Origin of the sequence: Natrinema caseinilyticum, from assembly GCF_024227435.1 — an archaeon.
Lineage (GTDB): Archaea > Halobacteriota > Halobacteria > Halobacteriales > Natrialbaceae > Natrinema > Natrinema caseinilyticum.
Genome location: NZ_CP100445.1, coordinates 2777866 through 2803884, shown reverse-complemented (window position 1 = coordinate 2803884; position 26019 = coordinate 2777866). Strand labels below are relative to the sequence as shown.

The window sequence follows — 26019 nt, the reverse complement described above, 5'->3', positions numbered from 1 at the left end:
TTCGCTCCGGTCCGCTCGGCGTGAAAACCCTGTCTCGGTGACCTCGAAACCCGTCCGTCGACGGGTCATCGAAAGACGACGAGTCGTCACGACACGCTCGCGAGCGCGAACGAAGAGGGACGAGAGGTCAGTACTCGGCGAGGTGGTCGATCGTCGATTCCATGAGGTCCGTCCCCGCCGCGCGCGGGAAGAACAAGTGGATCTCGTCCGCCGGTGTCTCGGCGAATGAGTCGAGTTGTTCGTGGGCCTGACGCGGTGTTCCGGCGATAGTAGTCTCGTCAATAACGCTGTCGCTGATCGTTTCGGCGGCCGCCTCGGGGCCGCTTTCCTGCCAGGCCTCTCGAATCGCGTCTGCGTTTCGCTCGAAACCGGCCTCCGAGAGGGTGCGGTGGTAGAAGTCACCCATCGCACCGACGTAGAAGGCAATGTGATGTCTGACTGCCTGTCGCGCTCTGGTACCGTCCTCGCTGATGGCCGCGACGGTGTTCGGTGCGACCGAGAGGGTTTCAGGGTCCCTACCTCGCTGTGTTGCACTCTCGGCGAATTCTTCGTAGAGGGCCTCGATACGGGGGCGCGGGACGAAAATCGGCATCCAACCGTCGGCGAGGGCGCCACTCATTCTGACGTTCGACGCCCCGAGGGCACCGACGTAGACGGGTATCCCGTCCGTCTCTTGTTCCGCCCGGAATCGAAACCCGTCCAGCTGGAACGAGGTCCCGTCGTGCGAAACGGTCTCGCCCGAGAGGACCTGCTCGACGACGTCGATCGTTTCGGCCGTGTAACCGATCGGCCGTTCGAAATCGTCTCCGTGCCAGTTTTCGATAACCGCGGGACCGCTCGTCCCCAGTCCCAGGACGAAACGACCGTCCGACGCTTCAGCCGCGGTCGCAGCCGCTTGCCCGAGCAGCGCCGGTGAACGCGTATAAACGGGGACGATACCCGTCCCGAGTGTAATTTCGTTCGTGAGCTGCGACAGTTCGCCGAGCAGTGTAAACGCCTCCCATCCCCACGTCTCGCCCACCCAGACCGAGTCGAGTCCCTTTTCTTCTGCCCGTACCGCGTAGTCACGCATCAGATCGTATTTGAGGTCGCTTACGTTTATTCCAACGTTCATACTCCGACACCGTCAGGGAAAGCGATGGTTCCGGAGCGATATCTATCCGCCGTCATCCAATCTCGACGCATAGGTGCCGAATCGGCCCTTACCTAATTATACTTTTGGGAGACCCCGAGTCAGGGCATCTGGGTCGGACCCGCCAGCCGAAGCGGAGATCAGCCGCGTCGCGGTCACGGCTTGGCATTTCGTCAGGGCTTTTCTCGGGAACCCGTCGGCTCGCTCGGCGGCCAGAAACTCCGACTCTCCGAACGCGTCCCGGTTCCGACGCAGGTCCAGAAGGTGCCACTCGAGACGACGATCGATCGTTCGACTCTCGGAAACTATTATATGGGCGGCCGTGATTTGCGTTACATCAATACGGTTGTAAATTCCCTGGCGAGATTTTACAATCCTATGGATGTGAATCCGAGTGAGCGGTCCATCGGCATCCCGGTAAAACGGCGAGTCGTCGTGACTGTGGATTTTCGTGCCAACCAATACCAAACGCGAGGATAGCACCCGTCTCGAGTTCCGGCAAATTTTCGCCGCGGGTCTGACGATGGGACGTCGTCGGAGAACGGATCATTACAGTTCGGTTCTGGAAAACTTTTATAAGCTATCGGAGACATCATTGTGCTATGCCACCAACGGACACAAATCTGGTGCAGGCGACACAGACCTCGCTTCGACTCATAGAGGAAATTCAGCGCAGGGACGGAGCGACGATGGCGGAACTCGCAGACGAGTTCGATCTCGCTCGAAGCACGATCTTTAGTCACCTGAACACGCTCAAACAAAACGGGTACGTGACGAAGCGGGGAGAGATCTACCACCTCGATTTTAAATTCCTCTTCCTCGGCGAATACACGAAACGCCGCAACGAGGCGTACGAGCTCGCGGAACAGTACGTGAAGGAAATGGCGGGCAAATGCGATGAATACGTCGATTTTTGTGTCGAGCAAAACGGTCGGATTCTGACCGTTCATCTCGCGATCAACGGGATCCAGAATCCACAGTTTACGGTTGCCGAGTATTTCCACATGACGAACACCGCCCAGGGGAAGGCGATCCTCGCTCACCTGCCTCGAGAACGAGTAGAAGAGATCATCGATCAATGGGGGATGCCCCGCCGGACCGAGAACTCGATCACATCGGAACGACGCTTGTTCGACGAACTCGAGACGATCAGGGAAGGGGGCTACGCCGTGAGCTATCAGGAGTGCATCGAGGGAATGCGAGCCGTCGCGGTACCGATCCTGGAGCCAGATGGCTCTCTCTTCGGGACCTTCGGGATCAGCGGCCCGAAATACAAGATGACCGACGAAATGATCGAGACCGAATTGGTGGAACTCCTGCAGGACGGGAAAAGCGAATTCGAAGCCGAGTCGAAAGAACTCTACACGGCGGTCTGACGGTTCGCGAGCGTCGGTGCGATCGAAACCGGGTCGAAACGCGTGTATCGAAACTGGTTGCCGTCCTGGGATGATCCCAGCGAGTCGGCTGTCTGTGGCGTCTCCCGTTCCAGCCCCGACGGGCGGGGTGAACCACGCGACCCGCCGTCCGGTACGCTGGGCCGACTACTCGACTGCCTGTTCCTCGAGTTCGCTTCGCTGGATCTTGCCGACGGAATTTCGCGGCGGGTCATCGATGAACGTGACGGTTCGAGGGTGTTTGTACGCCGCGAGGTGGTCGAGGCAGTGCGTTTTGATTTCGTCCGCCGTTATCTCGGAGCGCCCTTTTCGTTCCACGAACGCGACCGGTTTCTCGCCCTTCCGCTCGTCGGGTTTCGCGACAACGACCGCGTTCTGGACGCCATCGAGTTCCTCGATTACGTCTTCGACCTCCTGAGGATAGATGTTTTCGCCGCCGGTGATGATCATGTATTTTTCGCGGTCTTGAAGATAGACGTACCCGTCCCGGTCGATACGTGCGATATCGCCCGTGTGTAGCCACTCGCCCGAAAAGACGTCGGTCGTCTCGGTCGGTTGTCCGAGATACCGCTTCATTACCGCGTCACCTCTGACGAGGAGTTCCCCGACTTCACCGCGGGGCAGTTCCGTCCCGTCTTCCTGGTCGACGACTTTGACCTCGAACAGCCGATCGCTCGACGTTCCGACGCTCGGGATCCGACGCTCCACGGACGGTTCTTCCCAGACGCCAGCGGCGAAGGTCTCGGTCATCCCCCATCCGTTGAGGACCGGACACTCGAGAAGCGCCTCCGCGTCCGGAATGAGATCCGACGGGACGCGAGCCCCGCCGGTGATCGCGACCTCGAGTGACGCCGGGTTCCAGGCGTCGGACGCTGCGGACGCCATCAAGTCTTTGTACATCGTCGGGACGCCGGAGAAGAAATCGATCTCGTGTTCGTCGATTCGCTTCATCGCCACTTCGGGGTTCCACCGGTCCAAGAGGACCACTTCGCCGCCGATTTTCAACGTCGCACCCAGATTCATGAGTCCCCAGCAGTGGTACAACGGGAGAGCAGCCAGGTAGGTAGTGTCCGAATGGAGTTCGTACGAGATCGTCGCGAGGTCGCTTACGGCGATGAAACTATCGTGCGTATGAACGACCGCTTTCGGTTGGCCGGTAGAGCCGCTGGTATGCAACATGAGCGCTTCCCGTTCGCCGAGCGTTTCGGGAACGCGGAATTCACCGCTTGCAGTCTCGATCTCCCCCCAGAAATCCAGGTGTGCGCCGTCGACCGCCTCGGTACAATAAATCGTAACGTCCGGATCTATGTCCCTGATCGAACCCGCGTTCTCTGCAGTCGTTACGACCGCAGCCGGTTCCATCTGCGAGAGGAGCGCTTCCAATTCGCCGTGCTTGCTTCGAGGGTCTATCAAGCCGGTCATGTGATTGCGCGCCAGCGCCCCGAACAGTGCAACGGCGAATTCGTAGGTGTTCGGAAGCATCACGGCGACGTGACTTTCAGACGAGATTTCGTCCCGCCCAAGGACGGTCGCAAATCGGCGGACGTCGTGGAGTAGCTCCTCGTACGTCCAACTATCCGAATCCGAGCGAATTGCCGTCTGTGCGGGGTTACTACGCCTGTGTAGCTCGAGGTAATCGACGAAGTTCATAGTTGTGTGGTCCACTACAGGTCGCTCTTGCTGAACGACCCTTTCCGGGAGTTCATCTCTGAATCACTAAAAATGTTCCGTGGTATGATCCACGGTAATTCGGTCGACGTGACACGGATTCGAAGCGTTATCGAGTCGCCACAGGCTGACATTCGGGAGAGACGCCAGGAACGGGCGAGTCGGAAGGCGAACGGGTCATACGGCGAGCGAGATCTGACACCGACAGGAGCCGAGAGAGATCGAACACGAGAGCGTCCTCTAAAGGCGCTGAGCGGAATGTGAGACGTTCACAGAGACGATGAGTGAAATCGGGAAGACGAGAGACACCAGTACGAGTGAAGCGGGATGGACACCGGTTGCACAGACGGCCCCGAACGTGGCCGCGTCGGACCCCTGTTACGTGTCGCGAACGGGCCCCGGGGCATCGAGACGTGACCCGTTTCCGTCGCGACGAATCGGCGGGGCTGTCTCGAAGGGAGCGGCGCAGAACCGAACCGGCGAAAAACGTCCGAGCGTCAGGCGGAAGCGAGCACTACCGCCCCTTCCACTCGGGGCGTCGACCTTCGCGCCGTGCCGCCTCGGCCTCGGCGTAGTCTCGAGTCGCCATCAGCGCGTAGAACTGTGCCCACTCGTACTTCGTTCCTTCGTCGATATCGGCATCTCTGGCGAAGTTAGCGGTGTGTTTGACGCCCCGAACGCCGAGTGGGGGCCGTGCAGCCAATTCCGACGCCAGGTCGCCCACCGCAGCATCGAGTTCGGCGTTCGGATGGGCCGCATAGACGATCCCCTCGTCTGCCGCCTCACGCCCGGAGAGTCGTTCACCGGTCATTCCGAGTTGTTTCGTCCGATCGGCGCCGATTTTCTTTACGAGCCGTACCGTCCCCCCGGCACCCGGACAGAGTCCGTGTTCGATTTCGGGAAACCCGAATTCGCTGTCCTCGGACGCGATGACGAAGTCGCACGCGAGTGCCAGTTCCAACCCGCCTCCGAGACAGTACCCGGACACCTTTGCGATAACGGGTGCCCCGTACCGTTCGATGGCGTCGTACATACGAACGGGAACGAGCGAGTGAGCGGATTCACCGCCGAATTCGTTGATATCCGCTCCGGCGGAAAAGTTCTCCCCGCGTCCCTCGAGGATGACTGCGTTGACGACGACGTCGCGGGATTCGTCGTCGAGTCGCTGGAATCGCTCGAACGCTTCCGCCAGTTCCCGACGCGTTCGCCAGGTGAGCGCGTTGAGGCTCTCCGGGCGATCGATGACGACACGACCGATACCCGTTTCTTCGTCTAAAGACCATTCTATGTCCTGAAAGCTATCTCGTGGCACAGTTCCACTGGTGAGAAGGAAGTATATAAAGTTACTCACCGCACCAACACCTTCATAAGCGAGTTGATGAAAAGTACTCTCGTGACATCCTCACCCATAGTGTTCGCGTTGATCGCGATGATCTCTTGGGGCATGTGGACTGCAATAGCGAAACTGGCGACGGAGACGGTGAATCCGACAGTAGCGATGATCCTCTCGTACGTGGCGAGTATACTGGTCGCGATCGGATACCTCTCGATCGCTCACGACGACGTGGCGATAACGGGCGAAGGCGTCGGATGGGCCCTGGTTAGCGGGATATTCGCTGGAATCGGTGCGATCGCGTTTTATTCGGGTATCGCACAGGGACGGGTCGGAACGGTCACGACGATTTCGGCACTGTACTTCGTTGTCGCGGTTGTCGTCGGAATACTCCTGTTCGAAAATTCTCTCGGCATCCGAGAGGTAACCGGAGTCGCATTCGCCGTCGTGTCCGTGGTGTTGCTCGCCGGCTAATTATCCGGTTCGGTTTCGCTCACTCCATCGAAGCGTCGCACGTCTCCTCCAAAATCGCACACGCTGTTTTCGGGTGCTCGACCGATCGGTTCTGCGACCAGTCGATAACTATTTATACTTGTGAATTAGCTTGGTACATGTGATTTCGTAGCACAGCAACACCTGCATTGCGTAGGGAGAGCAACAAGAGACTACTGAGAGAGACAGAGACAACACAATCATGAAAGGTAATACGAATCAGAACAACGGACGGACACGTTTCGGTCGACGATCGATGATCAAAGCGCTGGGCGTTACGGCGGTCAGTGCTGGTGTTGCGGGGTGTATGGGTTCGGGGTCAGACTCCAGCGGACCGCTTCGCGTCGCGACCTGGAGCGGACCGTATACGGATCGGTTCCGGAACAAGATCAAGAAGCCGTACGAGGAGGAAACGGGCAACAAGATACAGTGCATCCCCGGGTACAGCGAAATCCTTTCCAAAATTCAGTCCGCACCCGAAGACAATCCACCGTACGACCTCGCCGTCGCCGACGATTACTTCTATTTCCAGGGGACGCAGTCCGGACTCTTCGCCGAAGTCGACCACGACAACATCCCCAATTACGACGACGTATTCCCAGTGCTGAAGGAGATCCGCTCCGATGGCCACAAATACGGCGTTCCAGTGGAAGGGAACCCAAACGCCATCGCGTACAGCGACGACCTCGAGTCGCCACCGACGAAGTTCGCCCACTTCGCGGAGAGTAACCGTAATTTGAAGATCAGTTTGAGTGATGGGTTCTACATCTATCCGTTACAGACGGGTGCGATCGTCGCCGATGACGTGGAGGGAACCGGCGAGCTATACGACGAACAGTATCACGATGCGCCCTTCAACGCGATCGGTGAGATGAACGTCACCAAGTGGTTCACGTCGGGCGCACAAATCTGGGAACTCTTCCGAAACGACATCATAAATACGGCCCAGTACTACTGGGCGACGGCAGCGTACCAGGCTCGGACCAACGACAGCCTCAATCTGAACGTGGTCGTTCCGGACGTGACCGGGGGATACTTCGACGACTACTGTCTCGTCCGCGGTTCGGACAAGAAAGAACAGGCCGAGGAGTTCCTCAACTTCCTGTTGCGTGCCGATATCCAGACCAAGTGGTCCGAAACCAGCTGGGAAATTAAGTCCAACAAGAACGCGGAATACCCGGAATTCGTCGCCGAAACGATTCCGACGACGAACGAGGAACTGAAAGGACTTCAGCTTCCGGACTGGGGCTATCTGAGCGACTACAACTCCGACTTCTCGGAACGGATGAAAACGCTGAAGACCGATCAAACAGGGAACTAAGTAGACTACGATGCCTGGATTACACACGGAGAATCTCACAAAACACTTCGGCGATCTCGTCGCAGTCGAAGACGTATCGCTCTCGGTCGAAGCCGGTGAGTTGCTCTGTCTCCTCGGCCCGAGTGGGTGCGGAAAATCGACGACGCTCCGCATGCTCGCCGGACTGGAAACGCCGACCGATGGCGAGGTATATATCAACGATACGGACGTTACGGATCAACCACCGTACAAACAGAACAGTTCGATGGTGTTCCAGGAGTGGGCACTGTTCCCCCACAAGTCGGTGCTCGAAAACGTCGCCTTCGGGCTGAAAATGCAGGGGATGGGAAAGGAGAAGCGACGAGAGAAAGCCCGCGAAATGCTCGAGGTGATGGAAATGGACAGGTTCGAAGACGCGAGTCCACCCGATCTAAGTGGCGGACAGCAACAACGCGTGGCGCTCGCCCGTTCGCTTGCGACGGAATCGCCCGTCCTCCTGCTCGACGAGCCGCTTTCGAACCTGGATAAGCGACTCAAAGAGCAGATGCAGATCGAAATCAAGGAGCTTCACAGCCAGTTTCAGCGGACGACGATTCACGTGACGCACGATCAAGACGAGGCGTTCACGATCGGAGACAAGATCGGCATCATGAACGATGGTCGGCTCGTCCAGGTCGGTCCGCCGCGGGAGGTGTACAACGATCCCACCAACAAGTTCGTCGAGGAGTTCCTGGGTGAAACCAATTTCGTCGAGGGAACCGTCGTACAGGAGGTTTCCGACGGCGCGGTCGTAGACATGGGCATCGGTGACCCGCTTCGGATCCCGCTTCGGAACCGGAGCGTAACCGAAGACGACGTACTCCACGTCTCCATTCGGCCGGAAATACTCTCGCTCGAACCAGTCGCAGAGGAACGGACCTCCGTCAGAGCGGACGGGTCACGCGATTTCACCGTTACCGGCACTGTAGAGAACCTGTTGTATCGAGGTTCGACGGTTCGATACTACGTCGATGTGGAGGGAACGTCCCTGTTCGTCGAGAAGTCGGTCGGTGACTCGTCCATCGACGAAGGGAGTACGGTAGAACTCCGATGGCAGGCGACCGACCTCCTCTGTTTCGATCAGCAGGGGGACAAAATCACGGTACAGTCATGAGCGTGGAGACATCTTCGAACCTCTTTCGGCGGGTCGGAGAGTACATCAAGGACGGTTCGAACAGGTCGAAACTTCTCCTCCTGCCAGTGACGGTATTCGAACTGGTTTTCTTCGTCGTCCCGATGCTGTATCTTCTGCGGATCAGCCTCTACGAGCAGACGTCTCAAGGGGCCTATCGGGAGGGGACGTGGACGGTATCGACCTATGCCGACGTGATCGCCTCCGAGTACATCCAGGGCCTGATGTGGTTCACCTTCAAGTTCGCCATTATCTCGACGGTAGCGTCCGTCGCGATCGGTGTCTTCTACGCGTACGCGATCTGGAGGGCGGACCGGAAACTCAGATTGCTCCTCCTGTTCGGAGTCGTGCTCCCGCTTCTGACGACGCTGGTGGTGAAACTGTACGCCGGGGTCTTGCTCCTTTCACCGGGCGGCGCAATCAATGAACTGCTGATGAGTACCGGTGTCCGGTCCGAGCCGTTGCAGTTGATGAATAACTTCCTCGGCGTCCTCATCGGGCAACTTTACATTACAGTTCCGTACTCAGTACTGGCCATCTACAGTGTTCTCTCGACGATGGAATGGGAAATCGTCGAGGCGGCACGCGACCTGGGGGCGAACCGCGTCCGGTCGTTCTACGAAGTCGTTCTCCCGGAGATCGTTCCCGGGATCGCCGTTGCGTCCGTCATCTCGTTCGCGTGGGGTGTCGGAGCGTACTCCGCCCCGTCGATTCTCGGGACGGCTCGTCAGACGACGTTCGCACTGGAGGTGGAATCGCTCATGCTGAGCGAGTTCAATTGGCCCGCCGCAGCAGCGTTGTCCCTGATAATGTTACTCGTCGTCCTCGTAAGCATCGTCGGGCTGTTCGCGTTCCTCGACAGTCGAGGAGGTGAAACGGACTATGTTTGAGCGTGAACGACTCGAGACGGCCGCCTTCCGCGTCGGATACATCTCGCTGGTCGTGATGTTGCTCCTCCCCCTCGTCATCATAATCAGCACGTCGATTACCGAGTCGAGCTATCTCTCGTTCCCGCCGAAAGAGATCTCACTGCAGTGGTATCAGAACTTCCTCGACAGCGACCAGTGGATCGCAGCCATGAAAAATAGCCTCATCACGTCGACCGGAACGATGGTACTCTCGACGACGCTCGGTGTACTCGCCGCACTGGGTGTGGAAGGCTCGAGAGGGAAACTATCGACGTACCTCGTCCCGCTCGTCTTACTTCCGTTGCTAATACCAGCAGTGGTGACCGCAGTCACCCTGCTTACGTTCTACAGCGAGCTTGGTATTCAGCAGAGTTATATCGGGATCATTCTGGCGCATTCCCTCTGGGCGACACCGCTCGTCTTCTTCATCATGCAATCGGTCTTCGCTCGCTTCGACTGGAGTCTCCGCGATGCGGGACTCGATCTCGGTGCATCTCCGATCCGCGCCTTCTGGGAGGTCGTTCTCCCGGGCGTCCGAAACGGAATATTCGCGTCGATGCTGATCGCCTTCATTATCAGTCTGCAGGAATTCATTATGGCGCTGTTCCTGTCGGGATTCAGTACTCGCACTGTTCCCGTCCTCGCGTATATTTCGCTCCGGGAGATACTCGATCCACTGGTGAGCGTCGTCTCGACCGTGATGATCGGGGCGGCGGTGATTATCGTGATCGGCGCGAGCCTCGCCATCGGCCTCAATCAACTCTCTCAGAACCTCTAAATTCCTATCGCGTTCGACACGCGAGTTATCCGGGACCGGGAGAACGCAGCTCAGGAAGGAACTCCCGAACGGAGGCTGTTTCTGCTGTGGTAGTGGTCCCTGCGGGAGCTTCCTTTCCTCGGGACTTTCGCGAAACGCGGCGTACGGATTCGGTCGACGCCCCGCAGTGATCATCACGCGGCTTTCCACCGGTTTGTACAGTCTCACAGCCGACGGCGAGATAGATGTGAATGGAACATTACATATGGATTTATCAGACAATACCGGCCGTGACGACGGAGTGCAGCGAGAGGCGATCGAAAGAGAGATTACCAGCTACGGACCCACTCACACCCTCCTCGGTCGAATTCGGTATCACTCCCAGTGTCGGGTATTGGAGCGGCAGGACGACGCGAACGTCGATACTGTTGCCGAAGGTATCTCGAACGGAATCGACATATTGCGGCCCGGGAGAGCGATTCAGTTCGGGGTGAGACTGCCGAGCAGGACCCGGGTCAGTCGAAGATAAAACCAATAGCGTTATGATATAAATAATATACTTACTAGGACCCATTTGGTATTCGATTATATTGTTCGGGGAACACCGCGAGGAGAGCGACACCGAGAGAGATCGTAAAGAGCGGAAGCGCCGCTCTCGCCGGGGACGGGACGACGACACGTCCGGAGCGCCAATTCGATGGTCGCATCGGCACTCGCGTCGCCCGACCCACTCCCGGAATGCAGCGATTTACAACGATATGGTTGTAAAACGAAGCGGGCCGAAGCACGCGCGACGTGACTGGTCGACCAGCAAAGGGCTCACAGTTCGGGAAAGTCGATCCCGTCAACCCGAATGGTCTCCGCTTCGATATCCTCGAAGGACGCACCCCAGGCGCCGACCGAGACGATGCCGTCTTCGGTCTCGAGAAAGAGGGTCACCTGACCGGCGAGATCCGCATACGACGGATGTTGCGGGATCTCGCGGTGGCCACCACAGGTGGCCCGAACGAGGTTGCCGCGAATATCGACCCGGTCGCCGGTTTCGATCCGGCGCCCGAGTACCTGCAGCGTCATCGTCACGTCGTCGTGGAGCAGCGACGCGGCATCGTGGACGAACCCCTCGATGCTGACGTACGTCGGTGGCTGCGCTCTGTCGAACTGGACCCGTTCGTTGCGCACCCACAGGCACGTCCAGAAGTACCAGTGCATGATGAACGAGAGGATTTCGTCGCCGATCATGATCCCGTACGCGCGATCGCTGCGGACGTTCGGCTCGAAGAACGCGTACCGTCGGTCGACGATTCCCAGAAACGGCCCGGGAAGCGGACAGCTTCGAATCTCGAGGACGCCCTCGATTTCGGGGATGTCGGCGGTGCCGTCGTCGTAGACCGCGATCTGGATCAACACGCCGTTTCCGGCGGCGGTTTCGATCGTCGGCCGCAACTCCTCGAGTTGGGCTGGCGTAACGGCCAGCGCGACGGAAACGTTCGATTCGGCGATCGCGTCCGCGGCACTCCTGAGTACAGTCTCGGCGCGTTTGAGGACGCTAATTCGCGACTCTCGCGGATCCGGACGCTCCCAGCGGTCTTCGATTTCGCCGGCTGCGTCCGCGAACATCTCGCTCTTTTGGCGGAGTCGATTGAGGACGTCGACTGGTTCGCGCGGCCGTGCGTGGAGCCGGTCGCGTTCGAGCGTCTCGACGAACTCTTTTTCCTCCAGCGAGCGGACGATGTCGTAGATCCGCGAGGACGATACTGACGATCGCTGGGCGATTTCGACGACGGGCGCTGGGCCCGACTCGAGGAGCGCCAGATACGCGTCCGCCTGCTGGCCGGTCAACCCGGCGTCCTCGAGCGCCCGTCGGAGCGTCTTCGTGTCCATACTATTCACTGGCCGCTGGACGTACAAAAACGTATGTCCGACGAGTACTATCCGTCTCACTTACACATCATTCGTACATGTTTTTATTGCCATATTATCTTTCGTGAGTCGGCTCGAGTACGGCGATTTTTCGTTCGCATTTCGTTGTCCACCGGCAGATATGAAAATTTTTCGTCTCGTTTGGCTTCGATTCCACCGAGACAATATCGACGGGAAACCGGCCAGAAATAGCCTGTGCGGCACGTTTCTGTCGCGCCGGACCACGATCGACGTCGCTGACCGTGTACGGAACGGACGGAGACGGTTCATCGAAAAAGGCGGCCGCCGGTTAGCGGCGTCCGTTCGGCTCTTCGACCGTGATCGTCGTCGAACAATCGGCGCACGTGAGTTCGAACGCACCCGGTTCGACCCTCGTTCGGCCCCGGGAGTCGGTTACCGCGAGTGCATCGTTCGAAATCGTCACGTCGACCGTCGTCGACGCACCGGGCTCGAGGCCGACTCGTGTGAAGCCGACGTGTTCGCGAACCGGCCGGACACGCGAACTCACCTCGTCACGCAGGAAGAAATCGAGGGACCGATCGCCCGCGCGATCGCCGACGTTTTCGACGGTGATCGACGCGGTGACCGATTCGGCGGGACCGATCCGCGAGTCGACCACCGAGAGGTCGGTACACGAAAACTCGGTGTAGCTCTCGCCGTGGCCGAACTCGTAGAGGGGATCGTACGTATCGGGGTGTTCGTCGGCACCGATCGGCGTCGGATGGGCGACGTGGTTGAACGTCGTCGGCAACTCGGCCGCCGAGCGCGGAACGCTGATCGGCAACCGGCCCGACGGGTTGTAATCGCCGAACAGGACGTCGGCGATCGCGTCACCGCCTTCGCTACCCGGGTAGTACGAGAAGACCAGCGCGTCGGCGGTTTCGGCGGTCCACGACAGCGCGAGTGGCCGACCCGATACCGCGACGACCACCATCGGCGTCCCGGTTTCGGCCACGGTCTCGAGCAGGTCGCGCTGGGCTGTCGGCAGTTCGTGCAGCGAACGGGACGGAAAGCTCCCGGTGGGACCGGTGAGCTCCGACGGGCCGAATTCGTGGTAATACCACCCCTCGCCGACGGCGACGATCGCTACGTCCGCGTCCGCCGCTCCGTTCGCGACCGCCTCGAGATCCCGTCGCTCCCTGAGTGACGCGCCCGTCTCGTACTGGACCGACGCCCCGCTACCGGCGCGATCCGTGATCCCGTCGAGAATAGTCGATCCGGCCGCAGGGTCCGGATCCTGGACGCTCCATCCGCCGTATTGGTTGCGCAGGGAGTTCGCGTTCGGACCCGTCACGAAGATCGAGTCGATATCGTCCGACAGCGGGAGGAGACCGTCGTTCTCGAGCAGCGTCTGAGACTCGCGGGTCCGGTTCGCACTCGTACCGAAGCCACCCCTCGAGCGACCGAACCCGACACGAACGCACCGGGCGGGGGCGATGCGAACGCGCTGGCAGCCGAATACCGACGCGGCTGAGACGACCGCGAGGAGTCTACGACGGCAGCAGCAGCGCCAGTAACGCTTCGCGAGAGACCAGGAGGACGACGTTGTTGCTCGCAAAGAGGACGTACACGACGACGACGGTCGTCACGAAGCCGACGTCGAACGGTCGCGAGAGGACGTAGCCGATGCCGACCACGAGGCCGGCGTAGATGAGGGCCGCGAGGACGACGCCTGCCAGTCCGAAGAGATCGTGCAGAAAGACCGTCACCGGATTCAGTTCGGTGGCGTACGGGACGGTAAAGAACAGAATCGTCGCGACGAGGTCGACGAACCAGACGCCGAAAAACGTGGCTCGAAGGCCGGTCGTCCCCGGCCGATCCGACCCGATCCCGAGCGCGGGTGTTTCCATCATCGTGTCCGAATCGAGGCGGTACCGAGCATTACGCGTTGTACTTGCTGTTTCCGGCTACTGAGGTGCGTTCACACACCTCGAAATAACGTGTTGTAGACTAGTAAAAATATTTATTCCGTATGCGAATAAACTGCACGTTGTCACCCAATATGGGTGTTGGTAGCATTAGACGAACGACGCGAACGCGCCGATACAACATGAGCAACCAGTCATCGACAGGAAGGGACGGAGTATCGAACGGAACTGACGGAGTCGCGAACGAAACCGAGGATTCGTCGGGCCGGGAAACGACGGACAAGCGACCGACACGCCACCCAGCACGGGGCCCAACAGGCGACGAGATCACACGAGAGAACGGCGACGCCCGACAGCGGCCCGCGGATAGTGATCCGCCGGAGCACGCGACGACGGCGACTGCGGAGCGAAGCGGGATGGCCCGTCGGATATTCCTCCGGTCGGCCGCAGTGGCGGGGGCAGCGGCCACGTTCGGAAGTACGGCGGCGGCCGCCCGAGAGGAGAGCTGTGAATCGTTCGCGACGATGCCAATCGGGGGCGGTGACTTCCAACTCGTCAACAACGACTGGGGGAGTTCCGCCGTCGACATGTGCATCTGGTCGGAAGCGAACGGCGACTACGGGTACGAGTGGTCGACGCGGTCCAGCGGCGGGCCACCGAATTATCCCCAGGGCCTCCTCGGAACGAAACCCTGGGGCTCGGACACGGGTGTCCGGGACTTCCCGATCCGGCGGGGAGACGTCGACCAGCTCGAACTCGAGGTGGATATCGATCAGACCATCTCCGGCGGCGAGTGGGACCTCGCCGAGGAGTGGTGGTTGATGGACTCGCCGGTCTCCGAACAGACCCAGACCCACACTCACGAGATCATGGTGGTCCTCGACTGGGGCGGCGGCCACAACCACTACATGGAGGAGGAAAACGTCTGGACCGACACGTTCGGCAACACCATTGACTACTGGGCGAACTACAGCAGCGGCGGCACGAGCGCCGACTTCCACATCTTCCGCGTCCGCGGCGGCCTCTCGACCGGCCGCGTGGATCTGACGGAAGTCATCGACTTCATGACCGAGCGATACGGCGTCAGCGACCGGAAGTGGATCTCCGGGATCGAACTCGGCAACGAGTACTGGCAGGGAAGCCAGGGTGACGTCACGTTCAACCAGTTCGACGTCACGATCAATGGCACCACCTACTCGAGCGGGGGCGGAAGTACCGGCGGTGGCGGCGACGATGGAAGCGGAGGCGACAGTGGAGACGAGGATGGCGGATCGTCCGATCCGATCGCCACGCTGTCGCCGAGCACGACGTCCGCGGGCGTCGACGAACTGATCACCTTCCACGTCCAGGACACGTCCGGTACCGGTCGATGGATCACGGACCTCGCCTGGGACTTCGGCGACGGCACCACCGCGACCGGGTGGTGGAACGCCCACCGGTACGACTCGCCGGGAACGTACACCGTCGCGCTGACCGCGACGGCCAATACCGGCAACCGGACGACTCACGAGGTGACGGTCACGGTCTCGTAACGACGACGTCGCGGAGGCTGCCGATCTGAAATCGAGTACCCAACTGACCGGCGAACCGCTCGAACGGCTGGCCTGCGATCGGGCCACACGGATCGCTCTCGGCACGGCCCTGTCGGTCGCCGGGTCGTCCACACACCTCGCGCAGAGACGCGGATCCGCTTTCGGTCGAGGCCACCCTCGACCCCGTCGACCGCCGCTGCGAGACTCGCCGGCGAGAGATGCGACGGTACGAGCGCAGCCACCGGTTCGGCGATGGAGAGCGATGAGATGCACGCGCTCAAGATGGAGTTCGATGCGCGACAGAGCCTCGAATGTTGATAAAAATATTGTTTCTTCGTTTTGGCAGATTTCCCATATTATTCGAGATGGCCGCCTCGGTCCTCGTCGGGCTGACGTGATGCTAACCGCGATTCGATCGCCCTCGGTCGCCGCCACTCGAGCCGGGTAGCGAGCGCACAGCGAGCGAAAACCAACGGGCGCAAAACGTCGAAACGTGAATTCTGACCGCCCCAGTTGATCTGACGCGTCGGTCGGACGGACGAGCAGTCCGGCTATCGACGACCGCTGGCGGTGGCGATCGAGCCACGAATCGGCCGTCTTCGGTCGACTCGAGCAACAGGTAAACGACTGTCAGCTGCTATAATCACCTCGCACCGACGCCATGTAGAACGGCCCTAGAAAGCCATACTGACAATTTGCAATGTATGTATTGGTATGAACAAAATTCCGGTTCGGGAGATGAGAGACGCGGGTTCCCCAGGACCCATAACAATAGTACGATTGTTACGGATTCTGAACGGACTTCGCTCCAGCGGGCTTACTGTCGGTTGTCACAGTCGCACGCGCCGCTCTCGAGGAGCGTGGCGACGTCGTACTGGCGCCCACACTCTTCGCAGAAGACCCGGACGTCGGCGAGAACGCGGTGGGTGCCGACCCGGAGGTGATCGGAATCTTGGAGCCGCGCGAGTTTGCTTTCGGTCACCGCGACCGTTCGCTGTCGGAGACCCTCGATGGTACCGCGAACCGTCTCCCGAGCATCGTCGTCGGGAGTCCGAAGCGACGCGTCCCGGTAGCCGGTGAGATACGATCTGATCGCCCCGTAGGAGACGAACTCGTCGGTCAGCGTCTCGACGTCGACGCCCGCACGCTCGAGTCGCCGTGTCGCGACGGTTTGTTCGCCGCGGCTTCCGTCGGTACCGGACAGCAAGGCGTACAGTCGACTGACGTCGTCGGTCAGCGTCTCGACGTCGGCGTCGGCGAGTGCGGCTCGGAGGAGCCGCTCGTTGAACGAATCGGCGAGTTCCCGCAGGCTCGTCCGGTTCTCGGGGTGGGTCCACTGGGCCTCGAGTTCGTCGCCGACGCCCTCGAGTCCGTACTTTCGAATGAGGCGGAGTACCTTCGGATCCGGGCCCGGACGCTCGGATGACGTGGTCATTACACGACGATGAAGCGAGTGACGGAAAGTCATTTCGAACCGACCGGTCGTCAGAAACCGCCGACCGGAACAGCTAGTTCAGTTTTCGAAACATATGTTCCGCAGATTGAAACACATCAGTTCTCGCGCCGTCGGTATCGATTCCGAGAGTCGTGTTCCAGATACTGCGACCGGCCGGGGCGCCGACGGCCAGTTCGTCGGGCGAAGACGGGGTTCGGCTGATCGATCCGAGTCCGTTAGCTGTACGCGAGCGTGACCTTGATCTCGCCGGCCTTGTCGTTGAGTTTGGGTGGGAGGTCGTCGTGAACGTAGTCGTCGGTAAAGCGGCTGGTCGGACCGAATACGGACAGCCCACCGAGAAAGTCGTCACCGGGCGTGTACACGGGGACGGCGACACCGCGAAGCCCGTCCATGTGTTCCTGGTCGTTCACCGCGTACCCCCGCGAGCGAATTTCCTCGAGTTCGTCGCTCAATGCGTCGGGGTCCGTGATCGTATTCGACGTGACCGCCTCGAGGCCGACGTCGCTGACGTACTCGGCGACGGACTCGTCGTCCCACTCCGCGAGAATGACCTTTCCGGACGCCATCGAGTGCAGTGGCCGGCGCTGGCCGATCATCGTGTTCGAGAGGCTGCCGTATCGATGAACGTAGACGGCCTCGTTGTCCTCCTCGACGATGAAGACCGCGAGCTCGTCGGTTTCCTGCCCGAGTTCGAATACCGCCCGCTTGGCGGCCGTGTATCCCATCTTCCGGGAACGAGCCTGCTCGCCGAGTTCGACGAACCGAAAGCCGACGTAGTACCGCCCGTCGCGTTCGATCACGTACCCGAGATCGGTGAGCGTCTGTAAATGACGATACACGGTACTCTTCGGGAGTTCCGTCCGCTGCGTGAGTTGCGCTATCGTAACGCCCTCCCCCTCCTCGAGGGCCTCGATGATCGCGAACGTCTTCCGCGTCGTCGATACGCCGATGCCGTCTGTGTCGGCCTCGTCCCGCTCCGGGCTCATACGTGAGCGTCTTCACAAATCGCAATCAGTATTTCGAATTCTGGAACGGAGATTCTGCCTGGTGAATCGATCACGATCGATTCGATTCGGAGCCGGGGGCGACGAATTCGAACTCGGGTCGACGGGAGTGGAAAGCCGGAGATACCCGACGAGACGTATCGGAACGGGTGTGTCGCTACTGGTAGGCGGCGATGCCGGTGAACTCCTCACCGAGGATGAGCGTGTGGATATCGTGGGTGCCCTCGTAGGTGTAGACCGTCTCGAGGTTGGCCATGTGGCGCATCGGCGAGTAGTCGGTCGTGATGCCGTTGCCGCCGAGCATCTCGCGGGCGATCCGGGCCTGGTTGCGCGCGATCCGGACGTTGTTTCGCTTCGCCATCGAGACGTGCTGCGGTCGCATCTCGCCGCGCTCTTTGAGTTCGGCGAGCCGGTAGGCCAGGAGTTGCGCGAGCGTGATCTGGGTTCCCATCTCGGCGAGCTTGCGCTGTTGAAGCTGGAATCGACCGATCGGACCGCCGAACTGATCGCGGTCCTGGGCGTACTGGCGGGCCTCCTCGAAGCAGTCGCGGGCGGCCCCGATGGCGCCCCAGGCGATCCCGTACCGGGCCTGCGTGAGACAGGACAGCGGCCCCTTCATGCCGGAGACGCCGGGCAGGACGTTCTCCTCGGGCACGTGGACGTCGTTGAGGCCGATTTCGCCGGTGATAGAGGCCCGTAGCGAGAGCTTCTCGGTGATCTTATTGGTCGTGATACCGTCGCGATCGGTCTCGACTAAGAATCCGCGGACCGGTTCGCCCTCGGTCGAACGGTCGCGCGCCCAGACGACGGCGACGTCCGCGATCGGGGAGTTCGTGATCCACGTTTTCGAGCCGTTCAGAACGTAGCCGTCGCCGTCGCGTTCGGCTCGGGTCTCCATCGCGGACGGGTTCGAACCGTGTTCGGGCTCCGTCAATCCGAAGCACCCGATCGCATCGCCCTCACCCATCGCCGGCAGCCACTTCTCTTTCTGTTCTTCGCTCCCGTAGGAGTGAATGGGATACATGACGAGCGCCCCCTGGACCGACGCCATCGAGCGCAGGCCCGAGTCGCCCGCCTCGAGTTCCTGCATCAGGAGCCCGTAGGCCGTCTCCGAGACGTTCGGCGAGCCGTACCCCTCGAGGTTCGGTGCGTAGAAGCCGAGTTCGCCCATCTTCGAAATGAGCTCCTTCGGGAACGTCCCGTTCTCGAAGTGCTCACCGATATCGGGTTTGACGTGCTCCTCGACGAACTCCCGGGCAGTGTCCCGGATCATCCGCTCTTCCTGGTCTAGATCTTCCTCGAGCTGAACGAAATCCAGCATACCTAGACCTATGGGAATGGCACAATAGGTATTGCGATACGGGGTGTCTCGTAACCGGTCGTCGAGACGGGAACGAGGGCCAGTTTCGGAGCGTCAAACGGTACATCTTCGAGATTGCAGGACCTCGACCGTGGCGTTCGCCGTGTGGAATCTCTTCTGTGGCCAAACGTTCACAAATCTGACTTTCCAGACTCCCACGACACATTGGTTTTTTTATTGCTAATCCGAAGAGAGATGCTCGCCGCCAGTTGTCGAAGGAATAATGACTCCCTCCGACGAGAGAATCTATCGGGCAGTACCAGTACCGGACCACCAGCGACTGGAAGCCTCGACGACGGTGGAGCCGTCGGCGAAGCGTCCCGTCTCGCCGCTCGAGCAATCGTTTTCTCCTTATTTTGTAAGGTTTCGAGTGGATAAACATTCTTTTGGAAGCGTTTAACACGGACCTATCTTACATCGTTATCGTTATTATCCCCGTTAGAAGATTCCATGTCATGGTAGATGACCGCAACCGCATGCACACGTTCACGAACCGTCGCGCGTTCCTCGCCGCCGGCGTCGGCACCACGGCTGCGATGGCAGGCTGTCTCAATTCCCTCGACGAGGGCCTCGGCGAGGGGAGCGACGGTTCGAATCTCACGATCGTCACCGCCGCGTCGGAAACCGGAACCTACGCGGCCAGTCAGGGAATCGCCGCGACGGTGGACGAACACGCCGAGCAGATCACGGTCGAAGCGCAACCGAGCGAGGGAACGGAGGACAATATCGGCCGACTCGGCCGGGGCGAGGCCGACATCGGGATGATCCAACACCGCTCCGCTCAGAAGATTCTGAACGGGGACGAGCCGTACGGCGGTCTCGAGTATACGCCCCAGCAGATCTTCCATTACAACGACCTCCCGTGGTTGTTCGTGACGAACAACGACTGGACCTCGCTCGCAGACGTCGAATCTGGCGCTCGGATATCACCGACGCCGGGCGAGTCGGGAACGCGTGAGACTCTCTCCGAAGCGCTCGAGATCGTCGTCGACGATTACGAGCAGATCAGCGTCGGCTACGGCGAGCAGGCCGGAGCGATGCAAGAAGGGCAACTCGACGTCGGCGCGATCACGATCTCCAACTTCGACTTCGAGGCGTCGTGGATCCAGGAGATGAAACAGACCGTCGACACCCGCATTCTCGAGTGGCCCGACAGTGCCGTTAGCGAACTCGAGAACAAACAGGGCATTCCGATCGAACCGATCGACATGACCAAGTTCGACGGATACGCGCACGCGCCCGGCGAGGCGATCGGAATCAACATCCCGTACAACTTCGTCGTTCGCGGCGATCTCGAGTACGACTACGTCTACGACTTCCTCGAGACGATGCACGAACACCGCGAGGAGATGAAAGAGGACCACCCGTATCTCGGTTACTATATGGACGACGAGTGGTGGACGACGCGGATGTACGACGAGTTCCCCTTCCATCCGGCTGCGGCCGACTTCTACGAGGAGATCGGCGTCTGGAGCGACGAGTACGTTCGCGGTGACGAATAGCGAGGCGCAGTTATGAGCGCTGCCACCCTTCGCGACCGTATCCGCCACCACCTCCCCTCGCCGCGAGAGATCACCGTCGTGGACGTACTGACCGGACTGATCTACGTCTTCGGCGTCGCTTTGACGGCGTTGACCATCGACTACGCGCACACGTTACGGTTCGCGGAGCCGATCAAGTACGCCAACGTCTTCCTCGGTATCGGGCTGGCTCTCTACTACTTCACGGAAGCGCGAGAGTATCTCGTCGGAGATCCCTTCACGGGGAGGGTGCTAAACGCTGTGATGCCCGATTCGCCGGTGGTTCGCCGAAACGGCGCTCGGCTCCTCGCCGTGTCGGCGGTCGTCCTCGCGCTCGCGTCGCTGTTCGCGACCGGCTACGTCCACTATCACTTCGGTCGCCTGCAGTCCGCCTATACCATCGGATACTCGACCCTCGACATTCTGGTTGGACTGTTGATCATCTTCATTATGACCGATGCGACCCGACGGGCGTTCGGCTATCTCTTCACGTCCGTCGTCGTCTTCTCGCTGGTTTACGCTTTCGTCGGCCCCTTGCTGCCCGGTATCTTCCACCACAGCGGGATGAGTATCAGTCGGATCTCCCGGGAGAGTGCGATCGGGCTCATGGGGACGTACAGCTTCATTCTGCGCATCGGTTCGACGTGGGTCGCGATTTTCATCATGTTCGCCGGCATCGCAAAGGCGTACGGCGCGCTCGACTACGTCCTCGGCGTCGGCCGAGAGATGGGGACGAGCCTCCGGACCGGCGTCGTCCAGATCGCCGTCGTCGCGAGCATGGTCATGGGATCGATCACCGGCAGCGCAGCCGCAAACACTGCGACGACCGGTAGTTTCACCATCCCGATGATCAAAGATCAGGGCATCCGTGACGACTTCGCGGCCGCCATCGAGGCGGTCGCCTCGAGCGGCGGACAGATGCTTCCCCCGGTGATGGGCGTGGCCGCGTTTCTGATGGCCGACATCCTCAACGTGTCCTACTTGCGGATCATCCGCGCGGGGATCATCCCCGCGGCGCTGTTCTACATCAGTGTCGGCGTCGCGGTCTACCTGCTCGTCCTCAAGTTCGGCTGGACGACGGACGATATCGAGCCGTTCGATTACACCGTCCTGCTCTCCGGACTGCACTTCGGGATCCCACTGGCCGTGTTGATGTACACGCTCGTCGTCCTCCGGTACACGCCGCTTGCGGCAGGGTTGTACACGGTCGCGACCATCGTCGGCGTGATGTACGTCCGGAACCTCCTGGTCGACGTCTTGCAGGTGGAGGTGACGGACGGGAGCATCGAAGCCGACACCGGCAACGTCGCCGCCGCCGGTATCGTCTGGAACGTTCTCGGGACGACCAGACAGACGCTGGACGGGTTCAAGCAGGGTGCGGTCGAGATGGCCCCACTCGTCGGTATTCTTGGGTCGCTGGGGATCATCCTCAGGATGGTCCAGGGGACCGGCCTTTCCGGCGCCCTGAGTCAGCAAATGGTCTCGATCGCCGGTGGCGTCCTCTTCTTCCTGCTCGTGATGGCCATGATCGCGAGCATCCTCTTCGGACTCGGGATGCCCACGCCGGCAGCGTACATCCTCGTCGCTATGCTGATCGTCCCCAGCGTCATCGCCGTCGGCGTGCCGAAGATCACCGCCCACATGTTCGTGTTCTACTTCGCGATGTTGTCGGCGATCACGCCCCCGGTCGCCGTCGCCGTCGCGATCGGTTCGAGTATCGCCGACGCGAGCTTCCCGCAGTCCTGCGTTCAAGCGCTTCGGATCGGCGCACCAGGGTTCGTCATTCCGTTCGCGTTTATCGCGAACAACAGCCTCATCTACTGGTCGATGCCCGATACGCTGATCGCCCTGCCGCTCGTACTCGCCGGGACGACCGCCCTCGTCGTGGTAACGATAGGCTTCGACGGCGCTCACGACCTCTCGTATCCCGTTCGTGTGCTCTATCTCGTCGCGGCCCTGGGTGCCATGTTCGGGGCGGCGCCGCTGGCGCCCGTCCTGGACGCGGCCGGCGCCGTCGACCTGGGGATCCAGCTTGCAGCCGGGGTCGTCATCGCCGCCGGCCTCGGCCACGCGAACCTGATCGTCGGTTACGATCACGAGCGAGCGACGTCGAAGCGGGCATCCTCGCTCGAGGGCGACTGAAGCTAGCTCCGCGACACGTCGCCGTCTGTTTTTTAGTCGCGTCCAAAGAGAAGTAACAATCCTTTTGTGACGTTCGGGACATACAACAGCAAGGTATGACGAACCTCATAACAGATGTCGCCGAGACCGTCGAGGAGTATCCGGACTCGGCCGCGGTCGTCTACGGCGACACCGAGTTGAGCTACGAAGAGTTTTGGGAGCGCACCGGCCAGTTCGCCCGAGCGCTGGACGATCACGGGATCGGCGAGGGCGACCGGATCGGTATCTACCTGCCGAACCTTCCACAGTTCGTGATGGCGTTCTACGGCACCCTGCGCGCCGGCGGGATCGTCGTTCCGATGAACCCGCAGTACAAGGCCCGCGAAATCAGCCACATGCTGGGCGACAGCGGGGCGAAAGCGGTCGTCGCGCTGGCCGATCTCGTTCCCAACGTCATCGCGGTGCAAGACGACACGGACGTCGAAGAGGTGATCAGCGTGGGCGCCGACGTCGACGGCGCGACCGAATTCGACGAGTTCCTCGCGGACGACACCACAGCCGTCGTCGAACGTGCCGACGACGACGTCGCGGTTCAGCCGTACACGTCCGGGACGACCGGCACGCCCAAGGGCGTCCTGTTGACCCATCACAACCTGGCCTTTACGACGCGAGCCAACGCCGACACTCCGCCCGGCGGCTTCCAGGCCGGCGACCGGCTCATCGGCACCCTCCCGCTGTTCCACATCTACGGGATGTCGGTCGTGATGAACGGCGCGATGTACAGCGGCGGCACCTACTACCCCGTTCCCGAGTGGGACGCGCCGGCGGTGATGGACCAGCTCGAGGACGACGAGATCAGCATCATGTTCGCCGTCCCCGCGATGTTCAACGACATGATCAATCAGCCCGACGCCGACGAGTACGAGTTCGACGCGCTTCGGTTCGCCAACTCGGGCGGCTCGAGCCTTCCGCTCGAGGTCTTAGAACGGTTCGAGGACCTCTGGGGCGTCCAGCTCAACGAGGGGTACGGCCTGACCGAAACCAGTCCGGTCACCCACGCAAACACGAACGACGCTCGCCGGAAGGGGAGCATCGGCCAGCCGCTCGAGGGCGTCGAGGCGAAGATCGTCACCGAGGACTTCGAGGAAGTGCCGCGGGTCGAGGAAGGGCCGATCGACGAAGAAGGGCGGGATCTCCACGATATTACGGGCGAACTCGTTATTCACGGACCGAACGTGATGAAAGAGTACTACGGGCTGCCCGAAGCGAACGAGGAAGCCTTCACTGAGGCCGACGGCAAACGCTGGTTCCACACCGGCGACGTCGGCTACTGGGACGAAGACGACTTCTTCTACGTCGTCGATCGCGAGAAGCACATGATCGTCACCGGGGGGTACAACGTCTACCCGCGGGAAGTCGAGGAACTTCTCTTCGAGCACGAGGACGTCGCCGACGCCGCCGTCGTCGGGGTTCCCGACGAGCGCCGTGGCGAGACGGTCAAAGCGTTCGTCGTCCCGACGCCCGACGCCGAAACGACGCCCGAGGACATCAAGCAGTACTGCCTGACCAACCTCGCGGAGTACAAACACCCACGGGAAGTCGAGTTCGTGCGGGAGCTCCCGCGGACGACGACCGGCAAGGTCCAGAAGTTCGAACTCCGCGACGACTGATCGCCGCCGCGGACCGTAGTTTTCTGCTCACCGTCCGAGGAACGAGACGTTCGTTTCCACTTCGGAGATTCGTACGGCACTGTATTAACAAAAACAAATTTCAGGTGCATCCGAAGCTACTTTGTAAGACGGCAGTGAGGACGTACTATGGCGTTCCAGTTATCCGCTGAACACGAAGCGATCCGTGACGCCGTCCGCGAGTTCGGCGAAAACGAAATGGTGCCGGTCGCAGAGGAACACGATCGGGAGCACACGTATCCCGTGGACCTCCGAAAGAAGGCCGCCGAATACGACTTCGTCGCACCGAACATTCCGATCGAGTACGACGGCGCCGGAATGGACAAAATATCCACGACGATCGTCACCGAGGAACTGTGGCGAGCCGATCCAGGAATCGGCTCCGCCGTCGGCAGTGCCGGCTTCGGGACGGACATGATCATCGAATTCGGCGACGAGTGGATGAAAGAGGAGTGGCTCCCGAAGATCGCGAACGGCGAATCGGCGTCGTGTTCGATGATCTCCGAGCCCGCCCACGGCTCGAACGTCGCGGGGATCGAGACGGTCGCCGCGGAGGACGGAGACGAGTACGTCCTCAACGGGAACAAGATGTGGATCACGAACGGCACCGTCGCCGACGTCGGCGTACTGATGGCCAAGACGAGCCCCGACGAGGGCCACCGTGGTATCACCGCGTTCCTCGTCGAGATGGACCGTGACGGCATCCAGACCGAAAAGATCGACAACAAACTCGGTATCCGCGCCTCCGACCTCGCAGAGGTCATCGTCGACGACGTCCGCGTGTCCGAAGAGAACGTCATCGGCGAGGTCGACAGGGGCTTCTACCAGCTGATGGAGTTCTTCGCCTCCGGCCGCACCAACGTCGCCGCACAGGCCGTCGGTGCCGCCCAGGGCGCCCTCGACGCCGCGATCGAGTACGCCACCGAACGCGAGCAGTTCGATCAGCCGATCTCGGAGTTCCAGGCCATCCAGCACAAGATCGCCGAGATGGCGACCAAAGTCGAGGCCGCCCGCTCGCTGACCTACCGCGCCGCGACCCAGGTCGAGCAGAACAACCAGGACGTCGCCGCGCAGTACTCGAGCATGGCGAAGCTCTTCGCCTCCGAGATCTCGGTCGAAGTCGCCGACGAGGGCATCCAGGTCCATGGCGGATCGGGCTACGTCACCGACTACCCCGCAGAGCGCTACTACCGCGACGCCCGCATCACGAAGATCTACGAGGGGACCAGCGAGATTCAGAAGAACATCATCGCCGACCAGCTGCTGTAATCGGCCCGCGACTGCCCGCGGCCCGGCCAGCGAATCTATCGATTCTCGTGTCGATCACGGTTCGAACCTCGTCGCGAGCCGCGGGTCGCGGGTCTCGCGAGACGAACCGGTTCTGGAACCGGGAGC

The 26019-nt window shown here is 60.7% G+C and carries 20 protein-coding genes; 11 read left to right on the top strand and 9 right to left on the bottom strand.

Going from position 1 to position 26019, the window contains the following annotated elements; genetic code table 11:
* Positions 1–127 precede the first annotated feature (127 nt).
* Positions 128–1114: an LLM class flavin-dependent oxidoreductase gene (locus NJT13_RS13660; RefSeq protein WP_254522200.1), complete on the bottom strand. Its 987-nt coding sequence runs from the start codon at positions 1112–1114 to the stop codon at positions 128–130.
* 620 nt (positions 1115–1734) lie between these two features.
* Here NJT13_RS13660 and NJT13_RS13655 point away from each other — a divergent pair.
* Complete coding sequence (locus NJT13_RS13655; protein ID WP_254522199.1) at positions 1735–2508, top strand: IclR family transcriptional regulator; 774 nt, start codon at positions 1735–1737, stop codon at positions 2506–2508.
* A gap of 165 nt (positions 2509–2673) precedes the next feature.
* Here the strand turns inward: NJT13_RS13655 and NJT13_RS13650 are convergent, their stop codons facing one another.
* The gene (locus tag NJT13_RS13650; protein ID WP_254522198.1) at positions 2674–4176 is read right to left on the bottom strand and encodes a class I adenylate-forming enzyme family protein; all 1503 of its coding nucleotides are present in this window, start codon (positions 4174–4176) and stop codon (positions 2674–2676) included.
* Positions 4177–4708: 532 nt separating this feature from the next.
* The gene (locus NJT13_RS13645) at positions 4709–5506 is read right to left on the bottom strand and encodes an enoyl-CoA hydratase/isomerase family protein (RefSeq protein WP_254522197.1); all 798 of its coding nucleotides are present in this window, start codon (positions 5504–5506) and stop codon (positions 4709–4711) included.
* A 66-nt stretch (positions 5507–5572) separates the two neighbouring features.
* Between NJT13_RS13645 and NJT13_RS13640 the strand changes: the two genes are divergently transcribed.
* The 5 genes from NJT13_RS13640 (at position 5573) to NJT13_RS13620 (ending at position 10176) form a co-directional block, all read left to right on the top strand.
* Positions 5573–6001 (top strand): EamA family transporter, encoded by a 429-nt coding sequence (locus NJT13_RS13640; protein ID WP_256549398.1) that lies wholly within the window; start codon positions 5573–5575, stop codon positions 5999–6001.
* A 325-nt stretch (positions 6002–6326) separates the two neighbouring features.
* Positions 6327–7340 carry an extracellular solute-binding protein gene (locus NJT13_RS13635; RefSeq protein WP_254522195.1) on the top strand — a complete coding sequence of 338 codons (1014 nt, stop codon included), beginning with the start codon at positions 6327–6329 and terminating at the stop codon, positions 7338–7340.
* A 10-nt stretch (positions 7341–7350) separates the two neighbouring features.
* Entirely contained in the window at positions 7351–8472 is a 1122-nt protein-coding gene (locus NJT13_RS13630) for an ABC transporter ATP-binding protein (RefSeq protein WP_254522194.1), read from the top strand.
* Positions 8469–9380 (top strand): ABC transporter permease, encoded by a 912-nt coding sequence (locus NJT13_RS13625; protein WP_254522193.1) that lies wholly within the window; start codon positions 8469–8471, stop codon positions 9378–9380. The genes NJT13_RS13630 and NJT13_RS13625 overlap by 4 nt, the downstream gene beginning before the upstream one ends.
* Positions 9373–10176: an ABC transporter permease gene (locus tag NJT13_RS13620; RefSeq protein ID WP_254522192.1), complete on the top strand. Its 804-nt coding sequence runs from the start codon at positions 9373–9375 to the stop codon at positions 10174–10176. The genes NJT13_RS13625 and NJT13_RS13620 overlap by 8 nt, the downstream gene beginning before the upstream one ends.
* A gap of 798 nt (positions 10177–10974) precedes the next feature.
* Here NJT13_RS13620 and NJT13_RS13615 read toward each other — a convergent pair.
* From NJT13_RS13615 to NJT13_RS13605, 3 genes are all read right to left on the bottom strand, one after another.
* On the bottom strand, positions 10975–12036 hold the full coding sequence (locus NJT13_RS13615) for a TrmB family transcriptional regulator (protein ID WP_254522191.1): 1062 nt from the start codon (positions 12034–12036) through the stop codon (positions 10975–10977).
* A gap of 328 nt (positions 12037–12364) precedes the next feature.
* Positions 12365–13633 (bottom strand): glycoside hydrolase family 3 C-terminal domain-containing protein, encoded by a 1269-nt coding sequence (locus NJT13_RS13610; protein ID WP_256549397.1) that lies wholly within the window; start codon positions 13631–13633, stop codon positions 12365–12367.
* The gene (locus NJT13_RS13605) at positions 13566–13928 is read right to left on the bottom strand and encodes a hypothetical protein (protein WP_254522189.1); all 363 of its coding nucleotides are present in this window, start codon (positions 13926–13928) and stop codon (positions 13566–13568) included. The genes NJT13_RS13610 and NJT13_RS13605 overlap by 68 nt, the downstream gene beginning before the upstream one ends.
* Positions 13929–14125: 197 nt before the next feature.
* On the opposite strand from NJT13_RS13605, the gene NJT13_RS13600 reads away from it, so the two are divergent.
* Positions 14126–15475: a PKD domain-containing protein gene (locus NJT13_RS13600; protein ID WP_254522188.1), complete on the top strand. Its 1350-nt coding sequence runs from the start codon at positions 14126–14128 to the stop codon at positions 15473–15475.
* 817 nt (positions 15476–16292) lie between these two features.
* On the opposite strand, the gene rdfA is transcribed toward NJT13_RS13600, so the two are convergent.
* The 3 genes from rdfA to NJT13_RS13585 form a co-directional block, all read right to left on the bottom strand.
* Positions 16293–16910: a rod-determining factor RdfA gene (gene rdfA, locus NJT13_RS13595; RefSeq protein WP_254522187.1), complete on the bottom strand. Its 618-nt coding sequence runs from the start codon at positions 16908–16910 to the stop codon at positions 16293–16295.
* Positions 16911–17146: 236 nt separating this feature from the next.
* Positions 17147–17917 carry an IclR family transcriptional regulator gene (locus NJT13_RS13590; RefSeq protein WP_254522186.1) on the bottom strand — a complete coding sequence of 257 codons (771 nt, stop codon included), beginning with the start codon at positions 17915–17917 and terminating at the stop codon, positions 17147–17149.
* Positions 17918–18092: 175 nt separating this feature from the next.
* Positions 18093–19256, bottom strand: a complete 1164-nt coding sequence (locus tag NJT13_RS13585; protein ID WP_254522185.1) for an acyl-CoA dehydrogenase family protein — start codon at positions 19254–19256, stop codon at positions 18093–18095.
* 494 nt (positions 19257–19750) lie between these two features.
* On the opposite strand from NJT13_RS13585, the gene NJT13_RS13580 reads away from it, so the two are divergent.
* The 4 genes from NJT13_RS13580 to NJT13_RS13565 all read left to right on the top strand — a co-directional run bounded on the left by NJT13_RS13580 (position 19751) and on the right by NJT13_RS13565 (position 25893).
* Entirely contained in the window at positions 19751–20797 is a 1047-nt protein-coding gene (locus NJT13_RS13580) for a TAXI family TRAP transporter solute-binding subunit (protein WP_254522184.1), read from the top strand.
* A gap of 12 nt (positions 20798–20809) precedes the next feature.
* The gene (locus NJT13_RS13575; protein ID WP_254522183.1) at positions 20810–22957 is read left to right on the top strand and encodes a TRAP transporter permease; all 2148 of its coding nucleotides are present in this window, start codon (positions 20810–20812) and stop codon (positions 22955–22957) included.
* Between the two features lie 95 nt (positions 22958–23052).
* Positions 23053–24606 (top strand): long-chain-fatty-acid--CoA ligase, encoded by a 1554-nt coding sequence (locus NJT13_RS13570; RefSeq protein ID WP_254522182.1) that lies wholly within the window; start codon positions 23053–23055, stop codon positions 24604–24606.
* Positions 24607–24753: 147 nt separating this feature from the next.
* A complete protein-coding gene (locus tag NJT13_RS13565; protein ID WP_254522181.1) occupies positions 24754–25893 on the top strand; it encodes an acyl-CoA dehydrogenase family protein in 1140 nt (379 codons plus the stop codon).
* Positions 25894–26019: the final 126 nt, after the last annotated feature.